Source organism: Rhizobium sp. 01T437, assembly GCF_056398505.1.
Genome location: NZ_JBFTPM010000030.1, coordinates 48,882 through 72,617, shown reverse-complemented (window position 1 = coordinate 72,617; position 23,736 = coordinate 48,882). Strand labels below are relative to the sequence as shown.

The following is a 23,736-nucleotide window of genomic DNA, read 5'->3' as shown; positions in this document are numbered from 1 at the left end:
AAACGACGGAGACCGCGCGTCAGAGGAGGATCTGCGGGCAACGATCGATGCCCATAAAATCCTGAAGCTCAATGGCTTCTGTTAGGTGCGATACACACTGGCCGCCTCAACCCATATCGCTTTCGTAGCCCTTTCTCCGCTGGCATGCTTGGGGGCAGATGTGGAGGCCATTCGAGTGCGGTAGCTGCTGAGGGCCATAGGCTGCCGTCGGCCGTGCCCGATTACGTCAGTAGTGGTCATTCTTCGATTATCAAATATGCGCTCAGTTCGTTGACTTGAACGTCCTAGCGTTCTTTGACGCTCATCGATTATCCACCTTGAGAAGAAACATGACAACCTGCGCAACTCCCTTGGCAGGGCAGGCTCATTCATATCAGCGCGCTAAATAGATCGCCTGAAGCCGAGAAAAATAGCGTTAAACAATAGAGATAAGCCCCACTAAGCTTTTTGATAGTCCCTTGGTAAGACCTTGGTCCGACGCAGGTTCTCGTGGAAATAATATTGTAAACGATTGCCTATTCAGGCAGGTCGAATGGAAACCACGCTCGTGAGCTTCAGCGACACCTGGAGGCGCCTTGTCATATCGAAGGAGCATCAAGATGTCTTTCCTGAAAGAACGAAATCTGCCACGCAATACCGCGCGCAGACATTTTCTAGGTGTTGCCGCTGCGGCCGGTGTCCGGCTTGCCGGCGCGGCGGCATTGGTGACGGCAATTTCCACATCTCCCGCCAACGCGCTGGGGCGCCGTTGGGGGCGGGGCGGCTCTGGCGGACACGGCGGCTCCGGTGGACACGGAGGTTCCGGTGGACACGGGGGAAGCGGTGGCTCCGGCGGAGGTGGTGGCGGCGGCCCGCAGTGTTTCCTGCGTGGGACGGCGATCCTCACGGATTGCGGTGAAAAGCCCGTCGAGGATCTGCGCATCGGCGATCGCGTTGCCCTTCCGGATGGGAGCGCCCGTCCAATCAAATGGGTCGGCCGCCAGGTCTTCAAGAAGAGCGGCGCACGCTGGCGTGAAGGCGTCGTGCCGATCCGGATTTCCCGCCATGCGCTGGATAGCCGCACACCCCATTCCGATCTCTACCTGTCGCCTGGCCATGCGCTGTTTTTGAACGGCGTTCTGATCCGTGTGAAGGATCTCGTGAACAGCACGACCATTGCACCGGTCACTCCGGCCGACGACATGTCGATCGAGTACTATGCCGTCCTGCTCGACACGCATGAAGTCATCCTTGCCGAAGGTGCCGCGGCCGAGACCTTCCATCTCTTGGGAAGCAATCACGAGGACTTCTCCAATTTTGCGGAATACAAGCGCCTCTACGGTGAGGAACGCACCGCGATGACATCCTATGCACCGGTGCTGGGCGAGGAAGGCGGCTGGAAGCACTTGAAAGCGCTTCTCCTCCTTGGCGCTTCGCCGCTGGTGCCGATGCGCGATCCGTTCGGGGACGCCTGCGAAAAGATCGACGCGCAAGCCAAAATAGCAACCGGCTCACCGCGCTTAGAGCGCTGCAAAATCGACTTTAATCGACCCGGTATTTTTAGTTAGTCACGCCCGTCGATCTGTTGCGCAGTGAACTTTGTACTGCAATCAATACAGGTCTTATCAAATATGAAGAGCGACGCCGCCTTACTGGAAGGTTTCTGCTGAAATTGGCCTATAGCTTTCACTTGGAACTAACCGGCGGTCAGTCAGGGAAGCGGACGGACCCCCATCTTCTAACTTGGAGGTCACCAAACCAGAAGCTCTGAGTGACCTAGTACCAGTGTTGACGATCGCAAGCCGCAAATCAAGAATCGCTAGAGACGATTGAAAAAGCTCCTGATGAGCGCAACGCTGGAGCTGTGCGACGGCTCTGAATTTAACTTGCCAGGCGACATGCTGCTGCCGTCCCTTCAGCCCGTCAGGAGAGCCAAGGCACGCTTGTATTTCTCCGTATCAAGCCCTGCCTGCTCGGCCTGAGCGAGATTGTCTTCCAAGTCCGCCTGCTTGACGGCCCGTGCAAGCGGGTTTGCCGCTGCTCTGCTCACGAGGTGCGCGTCATCCTCGTCTCGCTTGCGCGTAAGAGCATCTACGGCCGCGATGATTTTGGCAGCGAAGCCCTCTTCCGTCAGGCGATCAATCGTCCAAGCCGGTGCCTTTTCCGGAATGTCATGTAAATACGCAACGATCTTCTCATCCTCACGTACCAAGAGATCGGCCACGCGCTGGCAGTGGTGAAAATAGGGATTGCCAGCTTTGTCTTGCTGCCCGTCGTGAGCAATCATGGCAACTTGCCTTGCATGCTCCAGATGGTGATAGCCCTGCATAAGAATTCCTCCGCTTTCGCAAGCTAACGCGGATGTTGCCATAGAGTTCAACGGCGAGCTGGGTATGAGCTTCGCGGCGTGTCACGAACGGGGCAGTTCGCGGGAACTTCTTTCCTCACTGACGCTTAGACGGTTACATCCAGGCGCAGCGACCAGAATAGACCTCCGCAAGCCCCCAGGTCGCCGGCATCGAATCCTATATGCGGCAGTTCGTCTCGACCGGGAATGGCATCTGATGGGAAGTGGAAGTCTTCACCTGTTGAAGGGAAAGCGCATCCTCATCGTTGAGGACGAATTTTTCATTGCCGATGAAACTAAACTCGCCTTGGAAAGGGCCGGCGCAACCGTGATTGGTCCTGCTCCTTCCGTCGAAATCGGTTTGGCTTTAATCGACGAATACGTGGTCGAGGGCGCGATCCTAGATATCCGGCTCGATGGACACACGGTTTTCCCGATTGCGGAACGTCTTCAAGACACCGGAATCCCATTTGTCTTCGCCACTGCCTATCTTGGTGGTGATGCTCCGGCGAGCTTTGGCGGCTATTTTCTCGCTGGCAAGCCGAACGCACTCGATGAGATCGCGAGAGCTCTCTTCGATCCCTCCCCGAAGATCCAATAGTCCCCGTACGCTAGCGTACGGATAGGGAACGAAGAAAGTTCAAGTTTCTTTATCCGCTCAGATGGAGGAACTAATGCATGAAATCAGAAGACAGTAATCGCGCCGAGCTGGAAGAAGAGCTAGTTGCGTTGATACCGGCGTTGCGGAGTTTTGCGCGAGCCTTCCAAAGGAATCCTGGCGACGCCGATGATCTTGTGCAGGAAACACTTTTCCGGGCGCTGCGTCATATCGATCGCTTTCAGCAAGGCACGAGGCTCAAGTCATGGGTGTTTACGATCATGCGAAACACTTTCTGCACGCAGTATCGGGCAGGAAAACGTGAAATCGTTGGCGCTGAGGAATGCGTGGCTTCGAATGGCTCCGTACCCGCCGCTCAGGAGTGGCATTTGCGTGGTCGGGAACTTGAAGCGGCCTGCGCAGCACTCACCGAACCTTATCGTTCCGTCTTCGAATATGTGCTGATTGAAGGACACTCCTACGAAGACGCGGCTTCCCATTTCCATTGTGCAACCGGCACGATCAAGAGCCGGATAAGCCGTGCCCGCCTTAAACTGAGCGATCGCCTTGGCGAAGAAGCGAGCCGGTAGGAGGAGCACGGTTCGGCCTATCGGCGTTTCGAGCCTCGGCTCGTCCGTTTTCTGAGTGATGAATTGATGTTTAAGCATGCGGTGGAATGGAGTGCAGTCGGTATTACCTTCGTCTACGCTCGCTTTCGATTGCGTCGCGCGCTTCTCAAAAAAAGTGTTGCGTGGTGGCTATCGATCCACACTGCAGCGAATAGGCATGGTCAGTTGTATTTTGCGTAGCGGTTCGAATCGAAAGCCTCGTTAATCCCAACACTAAAGATGGTCACCCGCATCGTTCTGGTAACACACCGCGGCGCGCGTTGCTCGACACGGCCTCTCGATGGGCTATAGCTTACCGCTATGCCCTTTCCTTTTGATAGGTCGCATTGACCCGAGGTGATCGAGAGCCCGCCTGCGGCGGCGAGCGGCACAAGCGTGCCCAGCCTCAGTGGAAAGGAAACTCAAAGCCGAGCCGAATGCAGGTCGACCCACGATCCTTTGCCGGAGTGAACCGAGCGGCCTGATCGCGGGCTATGCCATGAGCTTAAGCAACTCCAGGCCGGCGGTTGGTTTGGCGACGAAAGTCACGCCCGCTTCGATATCCTTGTGAGAAAGCTTGACCAGTCCCGACGTCACGATCACCCGCGTTGAGGGCCAATGAGAACGCACCTTGGCGACGAGCCCAAGGCCATCCATGCTCCCAGGCATATCGATATCTGTATAGAGTGTGTCGATGACATTGTTCTTCAACAGAACGAGCGCCTCGTCGGCATTGGCTGCTTCAAGTGTCCTGAATCCTGCCTGATCCAGAAAATCGACAATATTGTAACGGAGCTGGAACTCGTCTTCGACAACAAGGACACTTCGAGGCTCGATTACGCTTGCCCTTGGTCTATCCATCACTTCCCTGCCGTCGACCGAAGCTTGAGTTTTCTCCAGAAGCTCGCGCTCGAGCGCAGCTTGTTGCCAGTGGATCTCGTCCTGGCCGAACGGTTTTCCTGCCTGCTCCCAGAGCGAGTAGGCCCGTGTTGCGATCCATTCATTGCGATTGTTGCTCATGAATTTCGTCCCGTCTTTGGCGGCTATGAAACGCTAAACCTCGTTCAGGGTTCCTGTTGATGAGCAACTTCGGCGCCCCAAACTCCCGTCTGTACGCTGGCGGACGGACCGCCCGGATGATCTCATCATGCGAGACAAGCGGTATCGATTATCGAGGCGGCGGCCCAACCGCCTAGCGCTTCTGTTCTGCCTGCTGCCTCGCAGCCTTTAGTCTGGCACTCTTTTCGTCACGGCGCCTTCGTTCATCTTCGAGTGTGTCGCGGGCAGCGCGGTTTGTGTTTTCGAACGCCTCTCTCCTCTGAGTAAACGATGTGGACACGCGTCGTCGGGGCGCGATATCGTCGTCAGCCATCTTCTGATCTCCCATGGTTATGGGAGGAAACGCGCCAAAAGCCCCAATGATACGTAGCTGTACGCTAGCAGACGAACTGGGTTTACTTTTCGAGATCCCATCAGCTGTGTTGCTTCCGACGACTCGCGTCCCTCGGAATGCTCGCGCTTATCGGAACCAGTTTCTGTCTCCCATGAATTGCCGATTCACAGCGTTGTAGACGATTTCTCGTCCGCTGCTCGATACGCGAACCGCTCCGGCCTCATAGAGACCAGTCTGGACCAGACGGATCTGATCGAGCTGCATGGCAGGGCGTCGCCTGCACATTAAGTTGTCCGTCTGGGCGAGCCGAGTGCGATCCGGTCGCCAAGTCTTTCGTAGATGACGATGCGTCCATTGCGATTGGAACCTCAAACGCGTCTGCAAGTTTCGACAGCGCAAACCCATGGGAGGCAAACATGCAAGTTAAAGACGTGACGACGAAGCAGGTGGTTACCGCCACCGCCGAAGCGAGCATTCGGGACGTTGCACGGCTCATGTCGGAGATAGATTCCGGCGTTATCCCGGTCGTTGACGGGCAAGTATTGGGCATTCTAACCGACCGAGACATCGTCGTGCGTGCCGTTGCGGAAAACATTGATACCGCCAGACCTGTTTCCGACATTATGACGAGCGGGATTGAGAGCTGCTTGGAAACCACCGAACTGCGCGAGGCGGCCGATCGAATGTCGGAACTTCAGATGCGGCGTCTTCTGGTGTTCGATGATGCAGGATCGATCAGGGGCATCCTGTCACTCGGAGACATTGCGCGTTTAAATGAGGAGCTCGCGGGTGTCACGCTGGAAGAAATTTCCGACGACGAAGCTGGATAAGTGTGCACGATCACCGTAGGAACCAGTCGTTGGCGATCGTGCTCTTGAAGTGTTTTTCGCCCAACGCTTTATCGTCACCGGCTTCGTCAGTTGCTCGTCGAATCCAACATCCGAGGTTTTGCGCCGCCCGCCTCCACCCGATGCGATACGCGCCGCCTTAAGCCTGACGGCAGAAAGGCGACATGCCTGTGGCGTCGCGCAACGTGGCTTTGTTCGAACAAGCGCCAAGAGTGTGAGGTCGGCGCGCGCCGCACCGAGTCACCTTTCATTCCGAACTGCGGCGCGTTCAGCGACGTTGCGGTCTGAAACATGACCAAATCGGATGGCGATCTTTCCGGAAAACCTGGAACCCTCGGCACGCGAATGAATGCCCAATCCCGCTTGCTGCAGACTACCTCACCTGCCGGAGGTCACTTGAACCCCTTTTTAGTCACGGCTGACCGACGCCGACCAATAGCCGCCCATGAGGCAGAAAGAGTGCCCGCAAATTTCTCTTGGGTCGCTGCCGGGAATAACCGCCGTTATCGCAACGCCTGTGCGGAACCAATTCAGCGATCTGAAGTTTGAGTTACAGCGCAAGGAGGTAGAGCATGAACACTGTTCTCAAAGTTGTACTGATACCATTGCTCCTGAGTGGCGTTTCCGTGCCCTCCGTGGCTCAGGCTCAAGTGGAATTTCACATCGGTCCCGGTGGCCCCGACGTGCAAAACCGTGATCGTGACCGTTACGTGGATCCAGACTACGAACGCGGTCCGCGCCGGCGCTGCGACCCGCGTGATGCATTGGATAACGCACGTGACGCCGGTCTTCGTCGTCCACAGATCATTCGCGAAACCTCACGGAGTATCACCGTCCAGGGCTTCACGCGCAGCGGAAGGCCCGACCGTATCAGCTTCGCCAATGTCAGAGGTTGTCCCGAGATGTAGGCGGATACGCACTCTGCCTGAGCTTACTAGCCGAGAGCGGGCAACGACTTTAGTGCCAACGAAAGCAGGCGCTCATCTCGGCTAGGAAACGAGCGCGACCCAGCCGGTCGTTTCGGTCCGCATCCGTACGGGAACATAGTGCATCTGCACGCATTAGTGTTGGTCTTCGTTGGGCGGCAGGGGCCGGCGAACATCATCAATCGATTCTCTAGGAGGAGCCATCATGGCATCGACAAAGACCTTGAACGACCTGTTTCTTGACACTCTCAAGGACATTTATTTCGCTGAAAAGCAGATCTTGAAAGCTCTGCCCAAGATGGCTCGTGCGGCCCAGTCCGAAGAAGGCAAGGCGGGGTTTCTTAAGCATCGCGACGAGACACAGGCTCAGATCGAGCGCCTTGAACAGGTTTTCGAACTTGTCGGCAAACCTGCGCGCGGCAAGACCTGTGAGGCGATCCAGGGCATCATCGCCGAAGGCGAGGAAATCATGGAGGAATTCAAGGGTTCGCTCGCCCTCGATGCCGGCCTGATTTCGTCGGCCCAAGCCGTCGAACACTACGAAATCGCTCGCTACGGCACGCTGATTGCCTGGGCGAACCAGCTCGGCCTCAAGGATGCGGTACCGCTCCTGAAAGCAAGTCTTGCTGAAGAAGAAGCAACCGACAAGAAGCTGACGCAACTCGCGCAAGCACAGGCCAACCCTAAAGGCCAAAAGGTCGCCTGAAACACGCCACCGGGGCCGCCCGAAATGGGCGGCTTTTTTCGTATCACGAGGATGTCAAAATGGCTAAGAGGTCATCGAAAGTCGACGGATCGGTCACGATTCACGATCAGAAACTGTATCGCGGCCAAGGGGGCGAGCTTCATCAGATCGCCGAAGAAGGCGCCGAGGTCTTGACGACGTCGCAGGGCGCACCCGTCGCAGACGATCAGAATACGCTGAGGGTCGGCCCGCGCGGACCGGCACTGATGGAAGATTTCCATTTCCGCGAAAAGATATTCCACTTCGACCATGAGCGCATTCCCGAGCGCGTGGTCCATGCCCGCGGTTACGGCGCGCACGGTTTCTTCGAGACCTATGAATCCCTGTCGAAATACACGAGGGCTGATCTCTTCCAGCGCCCCGGCGAGAAGACGCCGGCCTTCGTGCGCTTTTCCACCGTCGCCGGCAGCAAGGGATCCTTCGATCTCGCGCGCGACGTGCGCGGTTTTGCCGTGAAGATCTATACCCAGGAAGGAAACTGGGATCTGGTCGGAAACAATATTCCGGTCTTCTTCATCCAGGATGCCATCAAGTTTCCGGATATCATCCATTCCGTCAAACCCGAACCGGACCGCGCCTTTCCCCAGGCGCAATCGGCCCACGATAATTTCTGGGACTTCATCTCGCTGACCCCGGAAAGCATGCACATGATCATGTGGGTCATGTCCGACCGCGCGATCCCGCGATCCTTCCGCTTCATGGAAGGCTTCGGCGTGCATACCTTCCGCTTCGTCAACGAGAAGGACGAATCCACTTTCGTCAAATTCCATTGGAAGCCGAAGCTCGGCCTGCAGTCGGTCGTCTGGAACGAAGCCGTCAAGATCAATGGCGCCGATCCCGATTTCCATCGGCGCGACCTGTGGCAATCCATTCAATCCGGCAACTTCCCGGAATGGGAACTCTGCGTGCAGCTCTTCGATCAGAAATTCGCAGACGAGTTCGATTTCGACGTGCTCGACCCGACCAAGATCATTCCCGAGGAGATCCTGCCCGTGCAGCCGATCGGCCGGCTGGTGCTAGACCGGATGCCGGACAACTTTTTCGCCGAAACCGAGCAGGTCGCCTTCATGACCCAGAACGTGCCGCCCGGCATCGATTTCAGCAACGATCCGCTGCTGCAGGGACGGAATTTTTCCTATCTCGATACGCAGCTGAAGCGGCTCGGCGGGCCGAACTTCACGCATCTTCCGATTAATGCACCGAAGTGTCCCTTCAACCATTTCCAGCAGGACGGGCACATGGCGATGCGCAACCCCGTCGGCCGGACAAATTACGAGCCGAATTCCTCGGGCCAAGGCCCGAGGGAATCGCCCGCTAGGGGTTTCCGCGCCTTCGAAGCCGAGGAAGCGGGCCAGAAGGTGCGCCTGCGTCCCGAAAGCTTTGCCGATCATTACAGCCAGGCGCGTCAGTTCTTTATCAGCCAGACGCCGCCCGAGCAGCGCCATATCGCCGCCGCCCTCACCTTCGAACTCAGCAAGGTCGAAAATCCCGTCATCCGTGAGCGGATGGTCGCCCATCTGATCAATATCGATGAAACGCTGGCGGCAACCGTTGCAGAAAAACTTGGACTGCAATCGCTGCCGGAGCCGGCGGACGCCGCCATGCCAACCCGTCAGGACCTGGAGCCGTCGCTGGCGCTCAGCATCGTGAAACGCGGTCCAGGACGCTTCGAGGGGCGCAAGCTTGGCATCCTCATTACCGACGGCGTAGACGCCAAACTGCTCAAAGCCCTGATCAAAGCGATTACCGACGAGAAAGCCGTGGCGGAGCTGATCGCTCCCAAGGTCGGCGGCGTAGTCGCATCCGATGGCAGTCTTGTGGAAGCACACCACATGATCGACGGTGGTCCGTCCGTGCTGTTTGATGCGGTCGCGCTTCTCACCTCGGGGGAAGCAATGGATGAGCTTGTCAGAGAAGCGACTGCTCGTGACTTCGTCGCCGACGCGTTCCAGCACTGCAAGTTTATCGGGTATGTTGAAGCGGCCCTGCCCCTGCTCGACCGCGCAGGGATTACTGATGCGCTCGATGAAGGAACGATCGCCATGCCAGACGAAGGCGGGCTCACCACTTTCGTCGGAGAGCTTGGAAAACTGCGTGTGTGGGCGCGGGAACCTTCGGTAAAGCTCGGGAAGGCGTCGGACCCGGTCGTTGATTCTTGAGATGCGGCCATTTGGCCGCGTTGCCTACGGCCGAGCCGGAACGGCGAACCCCCTTCGGCACGTTGTTGCGCCCTTGCCGCTCGTGCTGGTTAAGACATGCAACAGCAGCGGTTTCGAAAAGGAAGACAAATGGTTCGACACGGCGGATGTTTATGCGGCAAGGTGCGGTTCCAGATTGAGGGGGAGCCCTATCGCACCGGACTGTGCCACTGCGCGGATTGCCGCAAGGAAAGTGGCTCATCGTTCGTTTATTTTGCCCACTGGTCGCGTGACGCCTTCTCGGTGACCGGCGATCTCAAGGCGTTTGCGGGGCGAAGCTTCTGCCCTCATTGCGGTTGCAGGCTGTTTTGCTTGACCGAGCAGGATGTCGAAATCCGGCTCGGCTCTCTGGACGAGGCGCCGAGCAGGATTTTTCCGCAGATGGAGGTCTGGACGAAGCGTCGCGAGCCCTGGCTGCACAGTTTTAGCGGCACCGAGCAATATGCGGAGGACCCGCCAAAGAACAGCTGATGTCGAAATCGACCAGCGCCAGGCCGCAAGACAAGGCTCCTGTTTAGGGTCGGCTCGTGTGTTTGAGGCCGCTGATAGCGATCCGTTCCCACCTCTGTTTCGGCTTCGGAACGTCTTTACTCCCGACGGCGTCGAAACCCCTTGCGCAGTCTCTCTCACAGCCAGTTTACAGTAGATAATCGGCAAGAAATCCTTTCTCGTCAACGATTTCGAACGTCTGTCCGTCCATTTCCCGGCCGGACTTCAGCCGTGCTGCCATGACTTCACGCGCATGTGCCTTTGCTTCCTTGATCGCGACGGCAACGTTGGTGCACACGCTTCCTTCGGGGTCGCAGATTAGCTCGTCGCCATTTCTGATGTGAAAATAGTATCGCATCCTTCACCGTTTGGAATTGCCACGACCGCTCGTCCCGATTAACCGCTCGTATTCATACTCGGGAATGCCATAGGAGCCGGCCGCAAATTCTTCCAAACCCGCGCGGTTGCGGATTACGATCGCCCCCCTTAGCGAGCGGATCAGGTGATGGCCTTCAAGGACGTGCAGCGAGGTCGTCACACCGGGGCGGCGCGCCCCTAACATCAGCGCGATATAGTCGTGCGTTATCGCCATTTCATCGGTACGAAGGCGGTCGTGGCACATCAGGATCCAGCGGGCCAGCCGTTGCTCAAGCAGGTAGCGGACATTGGCAAGTGCGGTGTAGGCGACCTGGGTCGCAAAGACATGCATGTACTTGATAAGGGGGACCTGAAAGCTCGGACTCCTCATGGTCGCCTCGCGCATCGCGCTGATTGGAACGCGGTAACCTGCTCCCCCGACGTTCATTTCGACTAAGTAAGGGACTGTATCGTCGCCGACGATGGTGGCGGTGGGCACAAAGCCTTCCCAACCGAACATTCCGGCTTCCGCCATCTGGCCTGTCGACGAAACAGTCATGACAGCCCCGACGCCGCTTTCGAGAAAATAGACATATTCCAGCTTTTCCCTGGGCTCGGCAATCCTGAACTGCGACGGGAGATCGACCATCTCCAGGTACGGTGCAAGGAGACCAAAGTCGTCCCGATCGAGCGCTGTCAGCATACGATTGGATATTTTATCCTGGCTAGCGGCCATCTATTTCTCCCATGCTCGCCACTGGCCAGGAGGACGCTGTAGGGGCCGGCGCGCGGAGGCGCATCAATCCCTATTGAACGCCATTTCAGAGCTCGTGGTTCCCCGTGTCCTCGGAGATAAACATCATCGTCGCCCGAGACGAGAAGCAATTGACCATGACGATGCGCCTCGACGGACTGGGTCTCTCGGTCACCAAGTGTTGCACCTGCTCCGCCATATAAGGCGGCGTCGGTGTTGAGTATTTTCCGCCGTAAAACGGGACCCTGATCCGGTAACCGGTTCGTGGAGCAAGATGAGGTCGACCGGTGGATGTCGCCGACAGTAGACATCGTGTCGGATGCGATTGGGGCCGACGACGGCCGGCCGACCCGTCCCTCCGCGATTATCAATCGGGCACGTTACCCCTATGGATAGGAGAACTGAAATGGGACGAGCTCCGGCTGCCCTTTTCGATATGATCGGTGACAGGCTTTGCAAGCGCAGCGAAATCGTAGGGCTTGGTCAGAAAAGTAGCACCCTTGATGTGCGAAATATCGACCGTGCGCCCTGACGTCACCCAGATTAGAACGGATGATCTAGTCGTCCTCACAAGTCCGGCAAGGTGGAGACCTGTCAAGCCGCCCGGCATGTCGACATCCGTTATGAGCACCTCGATTTTGTCATGTCTGGAGAAAGCAGCCACCGCTTCGAGGACCGTCCCGCATTCGATCACCACATGCCCCGCATCGATCAACGCGTCGGCGAGCGCGAAGCGGATCAGCATCTCGTCTTCCACGATCAGGACTTTTGCCATTTCCGCACCTCTATGTGTTGAGATGACAGTGGAACGTCGCGATGTCCCAATCCGATACAATTGACGATGAAAGACCTGCGTTTATGGTTAATCAAAAGTAGATAACTGGTCGACCCTGATTACCCGGGCTGAAACGCGGTAGTCTCGATTACCCAAGGTGCGGAGCAGCAACTCGATCCGGGGGCGAACTGCCTGCAAAAACCGTCCCCGGCTGGGCCAGGTGGGCTATCGCGTCGAGCCGTAAATCCATGCGATGGCTGCGGTGATCGCAACAGCGGCAAGCGGATTGCTTTTAATCCACCCTCTGGCGCCGTCAAGAAATCCTTCCTCCGGTCGCGGTTGGCTTGCTGGCGGCGCTCCGGCCACCGACGTGCTGGATTGCGACACCGGGTCGGAGGCTGGAAACGTATCCTCCAGAGCCCGGTCCAGCTCCTCCTTGTTTTCCTGGTCCTTGTTCCTGGCCTTGTCGAGTTCGTATGCCTTAACGGCGGGCGATTTCACGGCGTTCATGTGTTTCTCCAATGAAAGAACACAAGGGGGCAAAACACCAGCATTTGCGGGCTTTTCCTTGGGTTCATTTGTTATTTGACCGGCATTTTCGCCGATCGGCCAAACGTCTATCTTCCGCAGGACAAAGATGTCCTTCGGTTCTCGAACCATGCTCCAATTCGTGATCCTGATGCCTCGGCCTCGGTCACAGAGTGGCGTTCGGCTCCCGGTTTCCCATTCTCCTTGAAGAGCGCAGCCCAGTCCTGCCGGGCTCGCTAGAACGACATCAGGACAACCGGGATATCGTCGACGCGCCTTCCGTGGTGCTGGTGCCGCGCGGCTCGTAGGCGCGCTGGTCACGCAGGATCTGGAAGGCGATCGTCAAAAGCTTGCGCGCAATCGCCACGCGCGCCTTGTTGGTTCCTCTGATCTTCAGGTGGTCGTATTGGGCTCGAAGCTGCGCATCTGTAGCGATGGCGGGAGAAACCGCTTCCACGAAGGCCCAACGCAGCCACTTGTTGCCCTGCTTGATGATCTTGCCGTGGAAGGTCTTGCCGCCGCTCGAATAGGTCGACGGCACAAGCCCGGCATAGGCGGCAAGCTTCTTCGGGTTACGGAAGCGGGATATATCGTCAATCTCCGCGTCGATCAGCCGGGCGAAGAACTCGCCAATGCCGGGGATTGTCTTCAACACCTTCACATGGGCATTGGCCTTGGTCATCGCCCGGATCGTTGCTTCCGACTGCTTGATGCGCACGTCAATGTCGCCGATGAAGTCGAGGCCACGGTCGATCTGGACGCGGTCGATCTCTGAGACGTTGACCTGCGCCAGCTGAATGCGGCCGGCTTGCCGAACAGATCGCCGAGCTTCTTCAGCTGTGCCGTTTGCTCGGGATAGCGATCAAACACCGTGACAATGCGGTTCTTCGTCATCGTGCGCAGCCGCACGTAAAACATCCGCTCGCGTAGCGCGACGCGCAGTTCTCTTGCGCGTTCGCCAGGTGCCCAGGCCTCCGGCACCAGGTCGGCCCGCAGCAGATGCGCCAGCACCGTGGCATCGATCTTGTCGGTCTTGATCTTGGCGTCGGCGATCGCCTTGACCTTCAAGGGATGGGCGAGAACGACATCATCACAAATGTCGTCGAGCCAGTCGTACATCACCATCCAGTTGCGCGTCGCTTCGACAACCGCATGCGAGTTCTCGCGGTACCGCTCTAGAAACCCACCGAGCGACTGGCGATCGTTCTTCACGCGGCCGGATCGCAGCGTCTTGCCACTGCTATCCTGCACCACAAGGTGGCTATAGGATTGGTAATCCACGCCGATATGGTAATTATAAGAGGCAGTCATGCTTCCAACTCCCTTGTTGAGATCTGCGAAACCCCAACAGGATAAGCCGAAAGGCTGAAAGTGTGACTGTCCCTCGATCATCACCTGCATCTCAGTGATCCGTTCTCTCAATGGGCGCGGCCTCTTTCATGCCACCTCCTTTTATTCGCCGGTTAACGTCGTCCAGGTTTTGAAGTTCCGCCGCGGGCAGCGTGGCCGCTTCAAGCCTGGCCCTGAGACTCGCGATTCGGTGGCGCTTTGCGTGGCGCAAGCCTCACATCTGCTGGCAGCGGTGCCGGCGAGAGGCGCGCAGCATATAGGCGGACGCCTTATGGCCCCGTCGCAATCGTGCTGTGGAACGGGTGGCGCCATGGGACGTTTGGCCACGAGATCATCAGGAGAACGTCTATGACCTATGTTGCATCCCCGACATTTTCGCCCGACGCTGCTGGGCGCAAGGCCAATCTTTATCAACGTCTTGATGTCGCTCGCCGTCATCTCGACGAAACTTCTGGCGCGAGCGAGGCCGAGAAGGACGCAATCCTGATCCACGTCGGCCGTCGCGGCGGGATGGGCGGAAAATGAAGTGGTTTGGGGTTCTCCGTGCAAACGCCGACAGCTCTGCAACGTCGGAGTTCGTCGATCAGCAGCCACGACCGATCGGCTTGGTCCCATCTTCCTCGCTGTGACGTCGCAGGACACCCGATACGGATGAAGGCCGATCTGCGCGATCGTCGATGCGAAGAGACCGGAACGCCAGGCTTTGCGCGTAAAAGCCGGGAACTTTTCTATTGATCTGACGTTTGAACGCGGCAGATAGTTTGCCGGAGCTGATGGCTGGAAAAATGAGGCGCGTCCATACACCCATTTTTACTGCCTCCGTGCTCGCTATTTTGGTCGCGCTCGTCGCCATCAATCCATTCGGTCGTCATCTCGTCGACCCCCGCTCGACATCAACAATCATAAGCGAGGGTCATTGACGAATGCGCCGGACGATCTCGTCTGCGGCGTGCTTCAGCATTGAGCACGCACCGGTCGACCGGAGTTCATATCCGAGCCAAATGCCTGGGATCGCGCTTATATCCCGCCTTTGAAATGCTATTGTCTCTATCCCGCCATGCTGCCTCGTGCAGCGAAAACACACAAACCAGGAGAATGACTTGGCCCGGCCAAAAGGCAATCCGATCGACGCTGTCGTTGGACAAAACCTGCAACGCATTCGAAAAAGCAGAGGAATTAGCCAAACCGCGCTTGGGGAGGCGCTCGGCATTTCCTTCCCGCAAATCCAGAAATACGAAACAGGCATCAATCGCGTCAGCGCCAGTGCACTTTACGAAATGGCCCGCGCCCTGGGGGTGTCACTGGATGACTTGTTCAGCGGCGCAGACCAGATTTTCAGCAACGATCCGACGCGCGAGCCAAACCTCGCCGGACGACGACCGACAGAGGTCGATCAGATCCAGAACCCTGCCATTCGTGACGCGATGCGTAGTCTCATCACGCTGGTATCGGGGCCGGGCGTACATAACGAGGTCGGAGCGAAAATCGCACTTTAGCGTTGTGACCTGCGTCGTCCTTCAATCGGGCTTTAGCCGAAGGTAGCTTGTGCTCGCTGCTCTGCCAAGCGCAGTCTCGTCAATGACATAACTGACGGACAAACGCCTGCGGCATCGCCTGTGCCTCGTCGATCAGCAGCAACGTCGCCGTCATTGATGCGAGACAACGTGCTCTTTAAGGACGTCCCGCCACGTTGAGATTAGGGCCGAGGAGGTGCATGTCGATTGCAGCAGCCGCTGCAACCTGCTGGCCTTGCCCATTTCGGACAGGAAAAAAGAGAGCCGCTTATCTAAGTGTAAGGGATTGGGATGGTGCGGCGAGCGTGTCTACCCTTGCCGCCCTCTGTGTCGAGCCCTGCGATCTCATCACTCCTGCCAAAACTGGCCGTCACCGGTAGGCTCTCTTCTCCACGATCCTGCCGTGTCCCTCGTCATTGTGGCCACCAAATCACTATAGTTGTTGCGGCAAAAACGATCGCAGCCAAGATGGCAAATACAAGCCACGCCAGAAGAGTCTGGGCAAAGCGATGGAACCGTAAGAACCGAGGTCGCAAACGATCAACCCACTCTGGCCGATGTCGGTGAACTGCCCACTTGCTACGCTGCGGTCCTTCGCGCACCAGACAACCCTGGTCTCGTGCCACTACTAGAATCCGCGCACCTGAGACGCGTGGCCGGCGCGGCGCGCCAGTACCTTCACCACTTCACGCGCAATCCGGCAGTGCCGCTGAGCGCATAGCTGTCGCCGAAATCTTTCAGCGAGGATTTCGCGGCGACCTCGCCATAGAGCGAATAGCGCTCGTCACTCCAATTGTAAGAGCCACCAAGCGTCAGGCCTGCCCAGACCGGATCGTTCTTCGTTTCGAAACCGGTGCCGGAGACATCGACTGCCGTGCCATCCAGGAACTCGCCGTAGAGATTGGCAATGCCGTAGATTTTTGCCCGCGCCGTCTGGCCATCGGCCCGCTGCCAGCCCTCCTCGCGGTCGAGCGCCACGCCGAGCCGTCCGACCAGACTGTCGCCGTCATCAAGCGAAACCCGCGCGCCGAACCGGTCGTTGAACGTGTCGAAGTCGACGGAGGAATAAACGAGTTGCGCCTGGGGCGTGATCGACCAGGATCCGGAGGCTGCGAAGCGCCTGCCGGCTTCGAGGCTCAGCGCATAGCCAAAGCCATTGTTGCCGTTCTCCATGGCGCCGTCGACGAGATCGGATTTCAGGTCGCTGTCATACCAGGTGGCCTGGCTCTGCGCGTCGACATAGGTGCCGTTCTCGCCATACCACGTGAGCGTCGCGCCGACGCCATAGCCTCTGGTGTCGATGTTGCCATCGCCGTAGACCGAGCCGATATCGCCGGAAACCGTGCCGTAATGGAGGGTCAAGCCACCGATCAGCCGGCCGTTCTGGTTCTGGTAGAGCTCCGCATCCAGACCTCCCTCCAGCTTGAACAGAGCGTAGTCATAGGTGGTGCCGCTCGTGCTTTTATCCGGCTCAAGGCCGGCATGCGTCCCCTCGGTGCGCAGCCAGATATTGTCAGGGCCGGTCCCGGGCGTCGCCTTGTCGTCGCCCGGCCAGGTGCGGTCGCCGATGCGCTGCTGCAGCGTGGAAAGCCGGTTCAGGGCGAGCAGCAGTTGCGGATAGGCTTCGTAGATCGGAACTCCGGCCTGATAGAGTGGCCCGATCACAACGCCCGAGGGATCGAGGGCGGTCGAGCGCAGATACCAGTCGCCATCGCCAGGCGTGGAGACGCCGTTCTGGTACAGCCGATAGGCATAGGCGCCGCCGATCACGGCCTGGTCGCCCTGGAAGACATAGTCGCCCTGCAGCGCAAAGCTGCCTGCCGACGTGCCGCCGACATCGACGATCTTGATGCCTTCGACCGTTTGGGCACCGCCGCCGCCGAGATTGATCACCTTGACATTGGTGGTGCCTGACGTGTTGCCGGTGACGACGAGGCGATCGCTCGGCGACGTATCGCCGCCGAGCACGGACTCGATCTCGAGCGTGCTGCCATTGCCGGTATAATTGCCTGCTACCGTCAGCGTGCCGATCGAATTGCCGGGCGCGATCGTGCCGGCACTGGTCGTCGTGCCCACCTGGCCGATACCCTGTAGCCGGCCGCCGGCCTGAACATCCACCGTTCCGCCGACGGTTCCGTTCACCGAAAGCGTGCCGTCATAGATCGTCCAGTTCGTGGCTGAAGTATCCGTGCCTGATAGCGTCCACTTGCTGCTGCCGGTCTTCTCGAACGTGTCGAAATTCCGGTATTGCGCGGCCGCGCCGATCGACGAGACGTCGAAGGTGCCGTCGGCGGCACCCCCGAGCCGGAGGACGTCTGTCGTCAGCGCAGCGCTGCTGATGACATTACCTTCGATGACCGAGCCGGCATGCAGTTCCAGGTCCAGACTGGAGGCGCCTGGGTCCATGACGATAGCGTTCGCCATGCCGGCGCCGGCCCTGATGGTGCCATTATTGACAATCTTTCCGTTCGATGCCTGTACCGTGATCGCGCTGGCGTTGCTTCCGCCTTCGATCGTGCCGTTGTTGGTGAGGGTGCCGGAGTTGATCCGCATCTGCACCCCCCTGCCGCCAGTCACGCCATTGCCACCGCGGATAATGCCATTGTTGGTCAAACTGCTGGTGTCTCCAGCGGCTGCTCCCCCTAACATGACACCCATGCCAGCGGCGCTCCCCACGCTGCTTCCACCCTGGATGAGGCCGTTGTTGGTCACGTTGGAGCTGTTCTGGGCCTGAAGACCGAAACCGCCAGTTCCAGCGCCGCTATGGGACCCACCGGCGATCGTGCCGTTGTTCACGAGCGTCGTCGCCGTGAGATTGGCGCCTATGCTGTTGTTGAAGCTTCCGTTGGCTCCTCCCGTGATCGAACCATTGTTGATGAACAGTGACGGAGTGCTGCTCGTGACCCCAAGGCCGCGCTGGGCCGTGTTGCCGACGATCGAGCCCGAGAAGGTGAAAGTCTGGCCGTTCGTCGTTGGGATCGTGAGGCCGGTCAGGGTGAAGCCCTGCGTGTCGATGGTGATAGGTTTTGACAGGCTCGGCAAAACACCCGGAGAGAAGCTGGCGGTAATCTTGATCGTCGCGCTGGGATCGCTGCTGGCATTCGCCGCAGCGATGGCGTTTTGCAGGTCGGTGTTGTTGCCGGCCTCGTAAGTCGCGGCCAAGGCATCCAAAGGAGCCAAGCTGGCAATTGCGAGCGCTGCACAACTGACGCCCGCCAGAAGATTTCGTTTCCCGTTAGTTCTTATGCCCGCAGCGCCGCCGCCCATGCCTGCCCTCGACAAGTTGTTGCTAATATAAATACGCTTACAGGATGTGCTTTTCTGCGCTCGTTCGGTCTGCACCACAAGCGATCGGCCGATCACAAAGCGACCCCTGCTGGGTCAAAAGCGACGGTTGTTGCTGGGCGGCCACAAGATCGTCAAATGCGACAGTCTTATAAATCAATATGTTAGGGCTCTGGTAACTTCTGGTGCCGTCACTAATGGCCGCGGTGCGTTATTGCAGCAGCGGCCCATATTGCCCAGTATCAGACTTTAGTCCGCTTGATGTCGGGAAGCTCACCACTAGTTCTACTACCGCTTTTCAGCTCGACACGAGCGTCGGGTCAATCAGCGAGCGGATCGTCATGCCAATCACTGAGTCGGATCGAATATTATTCAATCGTATTTGGGCTCTCGGCGTCAAAGCCGTGAGAGAAAATCGCATTTCTGCGCTGTTCGACATCACTCTCAATACCCCCACGTTGGAACAGTACCAAGATGCCCACGGCCAGCGGATGACTGATATGATCAAAATCGTCCAGCTTGGGATCTCGCAACTTCGCGGCAGCGAAGAACTCGGCGTTTTCGACCAGACGCAAACGCCCACTCCGTCCTCCCGTCGTTTCGCCAAACCCTCTAGCGGCCCCCTGAAACACGCGAGCTAGAAGATGCGGGGCCGGTGCCATCGCTCTGGCTCTTCATTTCGTATTCAGACTTGACCTGTGAGGATCAGCGATAAATGCAGCGTTGTAGGTATAGGTAAGTCGAAGAAGCCAAGTCTGACAGCTTTCATTTTGGCCTAAAAGCTCTGCTGGATAAGCATCCCGAACTCGGGCCGCATGCGCCAATGGCACGACAAAAACTTAAGTCCGCCGAATCGCCCTCGCCGCGCGGCGGCAATCCCTCCGGTTGTTGAGCGCGGCGTGCCCCGATCGCCTTGCAAGGAGAAGTAACGTGCCGAAGCACAGCCAGGCACAAAGAGTTTCCGTATCGGGTGGATCGATATTCACCACCATTGCCGGGAGCGGCTCGCCGGTTCTATTGCTGCATGGTTTCCCCGAGACCCATCTTATGTGGCGCGACGTCGCTCCACTGCTTGCCTCCGAATTCACTGTCATCTGTGCCGACCTACGCGGATACGGCGCCAGCGCTTGTCCCTCATCCGCCCCAGATCACCTGCCCTATTCAAAACGAGCGATGGCGACCGAGATGGTCGAAGTTATGGACAAGCTCGGCTTTAGTCAGTTCATGATCGCCGGTCATTATCGCGGCGGTCGTGTCGCTTACCGCATGGCGCTCGATCATCCTGCTACGATTACAAAGCTTGCCGTTCTCGATATCGTCCCTACCCTTGCCGTCTGGGATCGGGCTGACGACCGATTTGCCTTAGCGTTCTGGCCCTGGGTCCTTCTGGCGCAAGCCGAGCCTTTGCCGGAAAGACTGATCACCCGTGCTCCGGAGGCCGTCATCGACGATGCGCTGACAGGCTGGGGATCTTCGGCCACGGTGTTCCCACCCGAGATCAGAGAGGCTTACATTGAGGCGCTGAGAGGCACAGATCATGTTCACGCGATCTGCGAGGAATATCGTGCTGCAGCAAGCATCGATCGCGAGCATGACATGCAAGACCAAATCTCCGGGCGCAGGATTCGTTGCCCCCTGATGGCTCTTTGGAGCGGAACCGGCGGATTGGCCACTTGGTATGCTGACGAAGGTGGACCGTTGGCGATATGGCGCCAATTGGCAGACAATGTGGCAGGTCATGCCATGCCAGGTGGCCATTTCTTTCCGGAAGAGCACCCCAGGGAAACGGCGGAGGCGTTGGCCCAATTTTTAGGGCACGCTGCGTCTTCTTCCGGTTGATCCTCGCTAGCCAATTTTTAGTGAACACGCAATTCATACGATCGGAATAGCTTTGACCTGATCGCCGCGTAGACGACCGCGAACGAGTGCGTTCGACGCCTTTATCGATCGCAGCAAAAAGGGCCGACGGTTTTGCAGCACGCGATGCAGCAACCGCCTTGGTGTCCAACGTCACCGAGAGCGTTCCAAGATTTAGCCGTTCTCGCAAATCGCTCTGGGATCAACGCTTCGCTTGGGCGCTAATCCGACTAATTCGGATAATTGCCCATCAACCTCGCTTGCCGGCGGGCCGAAACCGGCCGCAACAGGGATCGATCGGGAACAAAATATGCGCTAGACGCTTCTCAGTTCCGAGGTCGCGTGTTGTGTCAACCGGACGTGACAGGGATGACGAACGCGGGGATTTTTCCGGTTTCTCCTTGCGGCCAACGAAACGGCACCCGAGCGTCCCACCTGTCCGGCCCGCGCCTCAGCTCCGGCGTTTTCGACGCGGGAGGCGGATGTGTACCGGGGACTGCCATGGCCAGCGATAAGCTCTCAACTTACAAGCAGAAGCGCGATTTTCAGAAGACGCAGGAGCCGAGCGGTCAGGCGACGTTGAAAACATCGAACCGTCGCCGCTTCGTCATCCAGAAACATGACGCGACACGACTGCATTACGATCTCCGGCTTGAGCTCGATGGGGTGTTCAAATCCTGGGCGGTGACCAAGGGACCGTCGCTCGATCCACACGATAAGCGTCTTGCCGTCGAGGTCGAGGACCATCCGCTCGACTACGGCGATTTCGAGGGCACGATCCCGAAGGGCCAGTATGGCGGCGGCACGGTCATGCTCTGGGACCGAGGCTACTGGGAGCCGGAAGGCAATACAAGTCCCGAACAGGCTCTCGCCAAGGGTGATTTCAAGTTCACGCTGGAGGGGGATCGACTGCATGGCAGCTTTGTCCTCGTGCGGATGCGCAACGACCGCGACGGCGGTAAGCGCACCAACTGGCTGCTGATCAAGCATCACGACGATTTCTCGGTCGAAGAGAATGGTGCAGCGGTTTTGGATGAGAACACGACGTCGGTCGCGTCCGGCCGGACGATGGAAGCGATCGCCGCGGGCAAGGGCAAGAAGCCGAAAGCGTTTATGATCGAAAGCGGCGAAGTCCAGGCGGATGCTGCCTGGGACAGCAACCACGGCCTTGCCGCTGAAGAACGTAAAGCCGAAACAAAAACCAAGAAGAAGCCGGCGCCGACTAAGACTGCCAAATCCGCGTTGCCCGACTTCATCGCGCCGCAGCTCTGCGAAACGCGCGAGCGTCCACCCTCGGCCGACGGCTGGATCCACGAGATTAAGTTCGACGGTTACCGAATCCAGATGCGCATCGAGAATGGCGAAGTGACGCTGAAGACCCGCAAGGGTCTTGACTGGACGTACAAATATCCGGCGATCGCTACTTCGGCCGCAAACCTTCCCGATGCGATCCTCGACGGCGAGATCTGTGCACTCGACGAAAACGGCGCGCCGGACTTCGCCGCGCTGCAGGCGGCATTATCGGAGGGCAAGACCGATGCGCTGGTTTATTTCGCCTTCGACCTGCTGTTCGAAGGCAAAGAGGATCTGCGACAAGTGCCGCTGACAGAGCGCAAGGATCGTCTACAGACACTGCTGGGGGACGCTGGCGAGGACCCGCGCCTGCGTTTCGTCGAACATTTCGAAACCGGCGGCGATGCGGTTCTGAAGTCGGCCTGCCGCCTGTCGCTCGAAGGCATCGTCTCGAAGCAGGCCGACGCGCCCTATCAATCCGGCCGCACCGAGACCTGGGCGAAGTCCAAATGCCGGGCCGGCCATGAGGTGGTGATCGGCGCCTATGCCAGGACCAACGGCAAGTTCCGCTCGCTCCTGGTCGGCGTCAACCGCGGTGACCACTTCGTCTACGTTGGCCGGGTCGGGACGGGATACGGCGCAAAAGCCGTCGACACGATTTTGCCGAAGCTTCGCGAACTGGAAACCAACAAGTCACCGTTCACAGGCATAGGTGCGCCGAAGAAGGATCCTAACATCGTCTGGCTGAAGCCAGAGCTCGTCGCCGAGATCCAGTTCGCCGGCTGGACTGCCGATGGTCTCGTTCGGCAGGCGGCCTTCAAAGGCTTGCGCGAGGATAAACCCGCAGGGGAAGTCGTCGCCGAGAAACCTGCCTCGCCGGTGGAAGCCGATGTGCCCGATCCAGACGTCGAGGCTGAAAAGCCAGCGCCGGCCAAGTCTTTCCGAAAAGGTGGAAAGGCAAATGTCATGGGCGTGTTGATCTCCAATCCGGAAAAGCCGCTGTGGCCCGATGCCGACGACGACAAACCGGTGACCAAGGTCGACCTCGCCAATTATTACGAAGGCGTCGGTCCCTGGCTCATCGACCATATCAAAGGCCGGCCGTGTTCGATCATCCGAACCCCGGATGGCATTGGCGGCGAGCAGTTCTTCCAGCGGCATGCCATGCCCGGAACGTCGAACCTGCTCGAACTGGTGACTGTCTTCGGCGACAGGAAGCCTTACCTGCAGATTGATCGCGTCGAGGGCCTCGCGGCGATCGCTCAGATCGGCGGCGTCGAGCTCCATCCGTGGAATTGCGAACCGAAACTGCCGGAGGTTCCCGGCCGCCTCGTCTTCGACCTCGATCCGGGACCGGACGTCCCCTTCTCCACCGTCGTCGAAGCCGCCCGCCAGATGCGCGACCGCCTCGAGGAACTGGGCCTCGTCAGTTTCTGCAAGACCACCGGCGGCAAAGGGCTACATGTGGTGACGCCGCTTGCGGTGACGAAGGGCAAGAAGCTGGCTTGGCCGGAGGCGAAGGCTTTTGCCCACGACGTCTGCCTGCAGATGGCGCGCGAAAACCCGGAGCTCTACCTGATCAAGATGGCGAAGAACCAGCGCAACGGCCGCATCTTTTTGGACTACCTGCGCAATGATCGGATGGCGACGGCCGTGGCGCCGTTGTCGCCGCGCGCCCGTCCCGGCGCTACGGTGTCGATGCCACTCACCTGGAGCCAGGTGAAGACGGATCTCGATCCGAAGCGCTTCACCATTCGCACCGTGCCTGCGCTCTTGGAGAAGACGACCGCATGGCAGGATTATTGCGACGGACAGCGTTCGCTCGAACAGGCCATCAAGCGGCTTGCCAAATCGATGAAGTAGGCAGCCTGGGAGGGTCGCGTGTCTTTGCG

At 58.5% G+C, this 23,736-nt stretch carries 21 protein-coding genes and 2 pseudogenes; 14 read left to right on the top strand and 9 right to left on the bottom strand.

The window, feature by feature from the left end; translation table 11 throughout:
• Both AC1DM5_RS33345 and AC1DM5_RS33340 read left to right on the top strand, forming a co-directional pair.
• A pseudogene (locus AC1DM5_RS33345) lies at positions 1 to 85 on the top strand (molecular chaperone DnaJ); the annotation flags it as partial.
• Positions 86 to 599: 514 nt separating this feature from the next.
• Entirely contained in the window at positions 600 to 1,547 is a 948-nt protein-coding gene (locus tag AC1DM5_RS33340; protein ID WP_477822639.1) for a Hint domain-containing protein, read from the top strand.
• A gap of 347 nt (positions 1,548 to 1,894) precedes the next feature.
• On the opposite strand, the gene AC1DM5_RS33335 is transcribed toward AC1DM5_RS33340, so the two are convergent.
• Positions 1,895 to 2,308, bottom strand: a complete 414-nt coding sequence (locus AC1DM5_RS33335) for an HD domain-containing protein (RefSeq protein ID WP_477822640.1) — start codon at positions 2,306 to 2,308, stop codon at positions 1,895 to 1,897.
• A gap of 235 nt (positions 2,309 to 2,543) precedes the next feature.
• On the opposite strand from AC1DM5_RS33335, the gene AC1DM5_RS33330 reads away from it, so the two are divergent.
• Both AC1DM5_RS33330 and AC1DM5_RS33325 read left to right on the top strand, forming a co-directional pair.
• Positions 2,544 to 2,927 (top strand): response regulator, encoded by a 384-nt coding sequence (locus tag AC1DM5_RS33330; protein WP_477822641.1) that lies wholly within the window; start codon positions 2,544 to 2,546, stop codon positions 2,925 to 2,927.
• Positions 2,928 to 3,004: 77 nt separating this feature from the next.
• On the top strand, positions 3,005 to 3,514 hold the full coding sequence (locus tag AC1DM5_RS33325; protein WP_477822642.1) for a sigma-70 family RNA polymerase sigma factor: 510 nt from the start codon (positions 3,005 to 3,007) through the stop codon (positions 3,512 to 3,514).
• 510 nt (positions 3,515 to 4,024) lie between these two features.
• Here AC1DM5_RS33325 and AC1DM5_RS33320 read toward each other — a convergent pair.
• On the bottom strand, positions 4,025 to 4,552 hold the full coding sequence (locus AC1DM5_RS33320; protein WP_477822643.1) for a response regulator: 528 nt from the start codon (positions 4,550 to 4,552) through the stop codon (positions 4,025 to 4,027).
• Positions 4,553 to 5,341: 789 nt separating this feature from the next.
• Here AC1DM5_RS33320 and AC1DM5_RS33315 point away from each other — a divergent pair.
• The 5 genes from AC1DM5_RS33315 (at position 5,342) to AC1DM5_RS33295 (ending at position 10,113) form a co-directional block, all read left to right on the top strand.
• The gene (locus AC1DM5_RS33315; protein WP_477976682.1) at positions 5,342 to 5,755 is read left to right on the top strand and encodes a CBS domain-containing protein; all 414 of its coding nucleotides are present in this window, start codon (positions 5,342 to 5,344) and stop codon (positions 5,753 to 5,755) included.
• A 590-nt stretch (positions 5,756 to 6,345) separates the two neighbouring features.
• A complete protein-coding gene (locus tag AC1DM5_RS33310) occupies positions 6,346 to 6,681 on the top strand; it encodes a hypothetical protein (RefSeq protein WP_477976680.1) in 336 nt (111 codons plus the stop codon).
• A 223-nt stretch (positions 6,682 to 6,904) separates the two neighbouring features.
• Positions 6,905 to 7,405: a YciE/YciF ferroxidase family protein gene (locus AC1DM5_RS33305; protein ID WP_477822646.1), complete on the top strand. Its 501-nt coding sequence runs from the start codon at positions 6,905 to 6,907 to the stop codon at positions 7,403 to 7,405.
• A gap of 59 nt (positions 7,406 to 7,464) precedes the next feature.
• Positions 7,465 to 9,603: a catalase gene (gene katE, locus AC1DM5_RS33300; RefSeq protein ID WP_477822647.1), complete on the top strand. Its 2,139-nt coding sequence runs from the start codon at positions 7,465 to 7,467 to the stop codon at positions 9,601 to 9,603.
• A 129-nt stretch (positions 9,604 to 9,732) separates the two neighbouring features.
• Positions 9,733 to 10,113 (top strand): GFA family protein, encoded by a 381-nt coding sequence (locus tag AC1DM5_RS33295; protein WP_477822648.1) that lies wholly within the window; start codon positions 9,733 to 9,735, stop codon positions 10,111 to 10,113.
• Between the two features lie 166 nt (positions 10,114 to 10,279).
• Here AC1DM5_RS33295 and AC1DM5_RS33290 read toward each other — a convergent pair whose 3' ends face one another.
• The 5 genes and pseudogenes from AC1DM5_RS33290 to AC1DM5_RS33270 form a co-directional block, all read right to left on the bottom strand.
• On the bottom strand, positions 10,280 to 10,489 hold the full coding sequence (locus AC1DM5_RS33290; protein ID WP_477822649.1) for a DUF6894 family protein: 210 nt from the start codon (positions 10,487 to 10,489) through the stop codon (positions 10,280 to 10,282).
• Positions 10,490 to 10,492: 3 nt separating this feature from the next.
• Positions 10,493 to 11,224, bottom strand: coding sequence for a Crp/Fnr family transcriptional regulator (locus tag AC1DM5_RS33285; protein ID WP_477822650.1), 732 nt, complete (start codon positions 11,222 to 11,224; stop codon positions 10,493 to 10,495).
• Positions 11,225 to 11,609: 385 nt separating this feature from the next.
• A complete protein-coding gene (locus tag AC1DM5_RS33280; protein WP_477822651.1) occupies positions 11,610 to 12,017 on the bottom strand; it encodes a response regulator in 408 nt (135 codons plus the stop codon).
• A 225-nt stretch (positions 12,018 to 12,242) separates the two neighbouring features.
• Positions 12,243 to 12,677 (bottom strand): hypothetical protein, encoded by a 435-nt coding sequence (locus AC1DM5_RS33275; RefSeq protein WP_477822652.1) that lies wholly within the window; start codon positions 12,675 to 12,677, stop codon positions 12,243 to 12,245.
• Positions 12,678 to 12,792: 115 nt separating this feature from the next.
• Positions 12,793 to 13,856: pseudogene (locus tag AC1DM5_RS33270) on the bottom strand (IS110 family RNA-guided transposase).
• 387 nt (positions 13,857 to 14,243) lie between these two features.
• Between AC1DM5_RS33270 and AC1DM5_RS33265 the strand changes: the two are divergent.
• The gene (locus AC1DM5_RS33265; protein WP_477822653.1) at positions 14,244 to 14,420 is read left to right on the top strand and encodes a hypothetical protein; all 177 of its coding nucleotides are present in this window, start codon (positions 14,244 to 14,246) and stop codon (positions 14,418 to 14,420) included.
• A 575-nt stretch (positions 14,421 to 14,995) separates the two neighbouring features.
• On the top strand, positions 14,996 to 15,391 hold the full coding sequence (locus tag AC1DM5_RS33260; protein ID WP_477976678.1) for a helix-turn-helix domain-containing protein: 396 nt from the start codon (positions 14,996 to 14,998) through the stop codon (positions 15,389 to 15,391).
• 696 nt (positions 15,392 to 16,087) lie between these two features.
• On the opposite strand, the gene AC1DM5_RS33255 is transcribed toward AC1DM5_RS33260, so the two are convergent.
• Together AC1DM5_RS33255 and AC1DM5_RS33250 are read right to left on the bottom strand one after the other, a co-directional pair.
• The gene (locus AC1DM5_RS33255; RefSeq protein WP_477976676.1) at positions 16,088 to 18,571 is read right to left on the bottom strand and encodes an autotransporter family protein; all 2,484 of its coding nucleotides are present in this window, start codon (positions 18,569 to 18,571) and stop codon (positions 16,088 to 16,090) included.
• 491 nt (positions 18,572 to 19,062) lie between these two features.
• Positions 19,063 to 19,269, bottom strand: coding sequence for a hypothetical protein (locus tag AC1DM5_RS33250; protein ID WP_477824319.1), 207 nt, complete (start codon positions 19,267 to 19,269; stop codon positions 19,063 to 19,065).
• Positions 19,270 to 19,624: 355 nt separating this feature from the next.
• Here AC1DM5_RS33250 and AC1DM5_RS33245 point away from each other — a divergent pair, with 355 nt between their 5' ends.
• The 3 genes from AC1DM5_RS33245 to ligD all read left to right on the top strand — a co-directional run bounded on the left by AC1DM5_RS33245 (position 19,625) and on the right by ligD (position 23,707).
• Positions 19,625 to 20,533 carry an alpha/beta fold hydrolase gene (locus tag AC1DM5_RS33245; protein ID WP_477824322.1) on the top strand — a complete coding sequence of 303 codons (909 nt, stop codon included), beginning with the start codon at positions 19,625 to 19,627 and terminating at the stop codon, positions 20,531 to 20,533.
• A gap of 103 nt (positions 20,534 to 20,636) precedes the next feature.
• A complete protein-coding gene (locus AC1DM5_RS33240) occupies positions 20,637 to 20,729 on the top strand; it encodes a CGNR zinc finger domain-containing protein (protein ID WP_477824321.1) in 93 nt (30 codons plus the stop codon).
• Positions 20,730 to 21,052: 323 nt separating this feature from the next.
• A complete protein-coding gene (gene ligD / locus AC1DM5_RS33235; RefSeq protein WP_477824318.1) occupies positions 21,053 to 23,707 on the top strand; it encodes a DNA ligase D in 2,655 nt (884 codons plus the stop codon).
• Positions 23,708 to 23,736 lie beyond the last annotated feature (29 nt).

Excerpts from the sequence above, each read along its gene's own strand:
- ligD (WP_477824318.1), top strand. The coding sequence starts at position 21,053 with ATGGCCAGCGATAAGCTCTCAACTTACAAGCAGAAGCGCGATTTTCAG.
- AC1DM5_RS33285 (WP_477822650.1), bottom strand. The coding sequence starts at position 11,224 with ATGGCCGCTAGCCAGGATAAAATATCCAATCGTATGCTGACAGCGCTC.
- AC1DM5_RS33275 (WP_477822652.1), bottom strand. The coding sequence starts at position 12,677 with ATGGTTCGAGAACCGAAGGACATCTTTGTCCTGCGGAAGATAGACGTT.
- AC1DM5_RS33295 (WP_477822648.1), top strand. The coding sequence starts at position 9,733 with ATGGTTCGACACGGCGGATGTTTATGCGGCAAGGTGCGGTTCCAGATT.
- AC1DM5_RS33290 (WP_477822649.1), bottom strand. The coding sequence starts at position 10,489 with ATGCGATACTATTTTCACATCAGAAATGGCGACGAGCTAATCTGCGAC.
- AC1DM5_RS33305 (WP_477822646.1), top strand. The coding sequence starts at position 6,905 with ATGGCATCGACAAAGACCTTGAACGACCTGTTTCTTGACACTCTCAAG.
- AC1DM5_RS33320 (WP_477822643.1), bottom strand. The coding sequence starts at position 4,552 with ATGAGCAACAATCGCAATGAATGGATCGCAACACGGGCCTACTCGCTC.
- AC1DM5_RS33315 (WP_477976682.1), top strand. The coding sequence starts at position 5,342 with ATGCAAGTTAAAGACGTGACGACGAAGCAGGTGGTTACCGCCACCGCC.
- AC1DM5_RS33340 (WP_477822639.1), top strand. The coding sequence starts at position 600 with ATGTCTTTCCTGAAAGAACGAAATCTGCCACGCAATACCGCGCGCAGA.
- AC1DM5_RS33310 (WP_477976680.1), top strand. The coding sequence starts at position 6,346 with ATGAACACTGTTCTCAAAGTTGTACTGATACCATTGCTCCTGAGTGGC.
- AC1DM5_RS33280 (WP_477822651.1), bottom strand. The coding sequence starts at position 12,017 with ATGGCAAAAGTCCTGATCGTGGAAGACGAGATGCTGATCCGCTTCGCG.
- katE (WP_477822647.1), top strand. The coding sequence starts at position 7,465 with ATGGCTAAGAGGTCATCGAAAGTCGACGGATCGGTCACGATTCACGAT.
- AC1DM5_RS33325 (WP_477822642.1), top strand. The coding sequence starts at position 3,005 with ATGAAATCAGAAGACAGTAATCGCGCCGAGCTGGAAGAAGAGCTAGTT.
- AC1DM5_RS33330 (WP_477822641.1), top strand. The coding sequence starts at position 2,544 with ATGGGAAGTGGAAGTCTTCACCTGTTGAAGGGAAAGCGCATCCTCATC.
- AC1DM5_RS33335 (WP_477822640.1), bottom strand. The coding sequence starts at position 2,308 with ATGCAGGGCTATCACCATCTGGAGCATGCAAGGCAAGTTGCCATGATT.
- AC1DM5_RS33265 (WP_477822653.1), top strand. The coding sequence starts at position 14,244 with ATGACCTATGTTGCATCCCCGACATTTTCGCCCGACGCTGCTGGGCGC.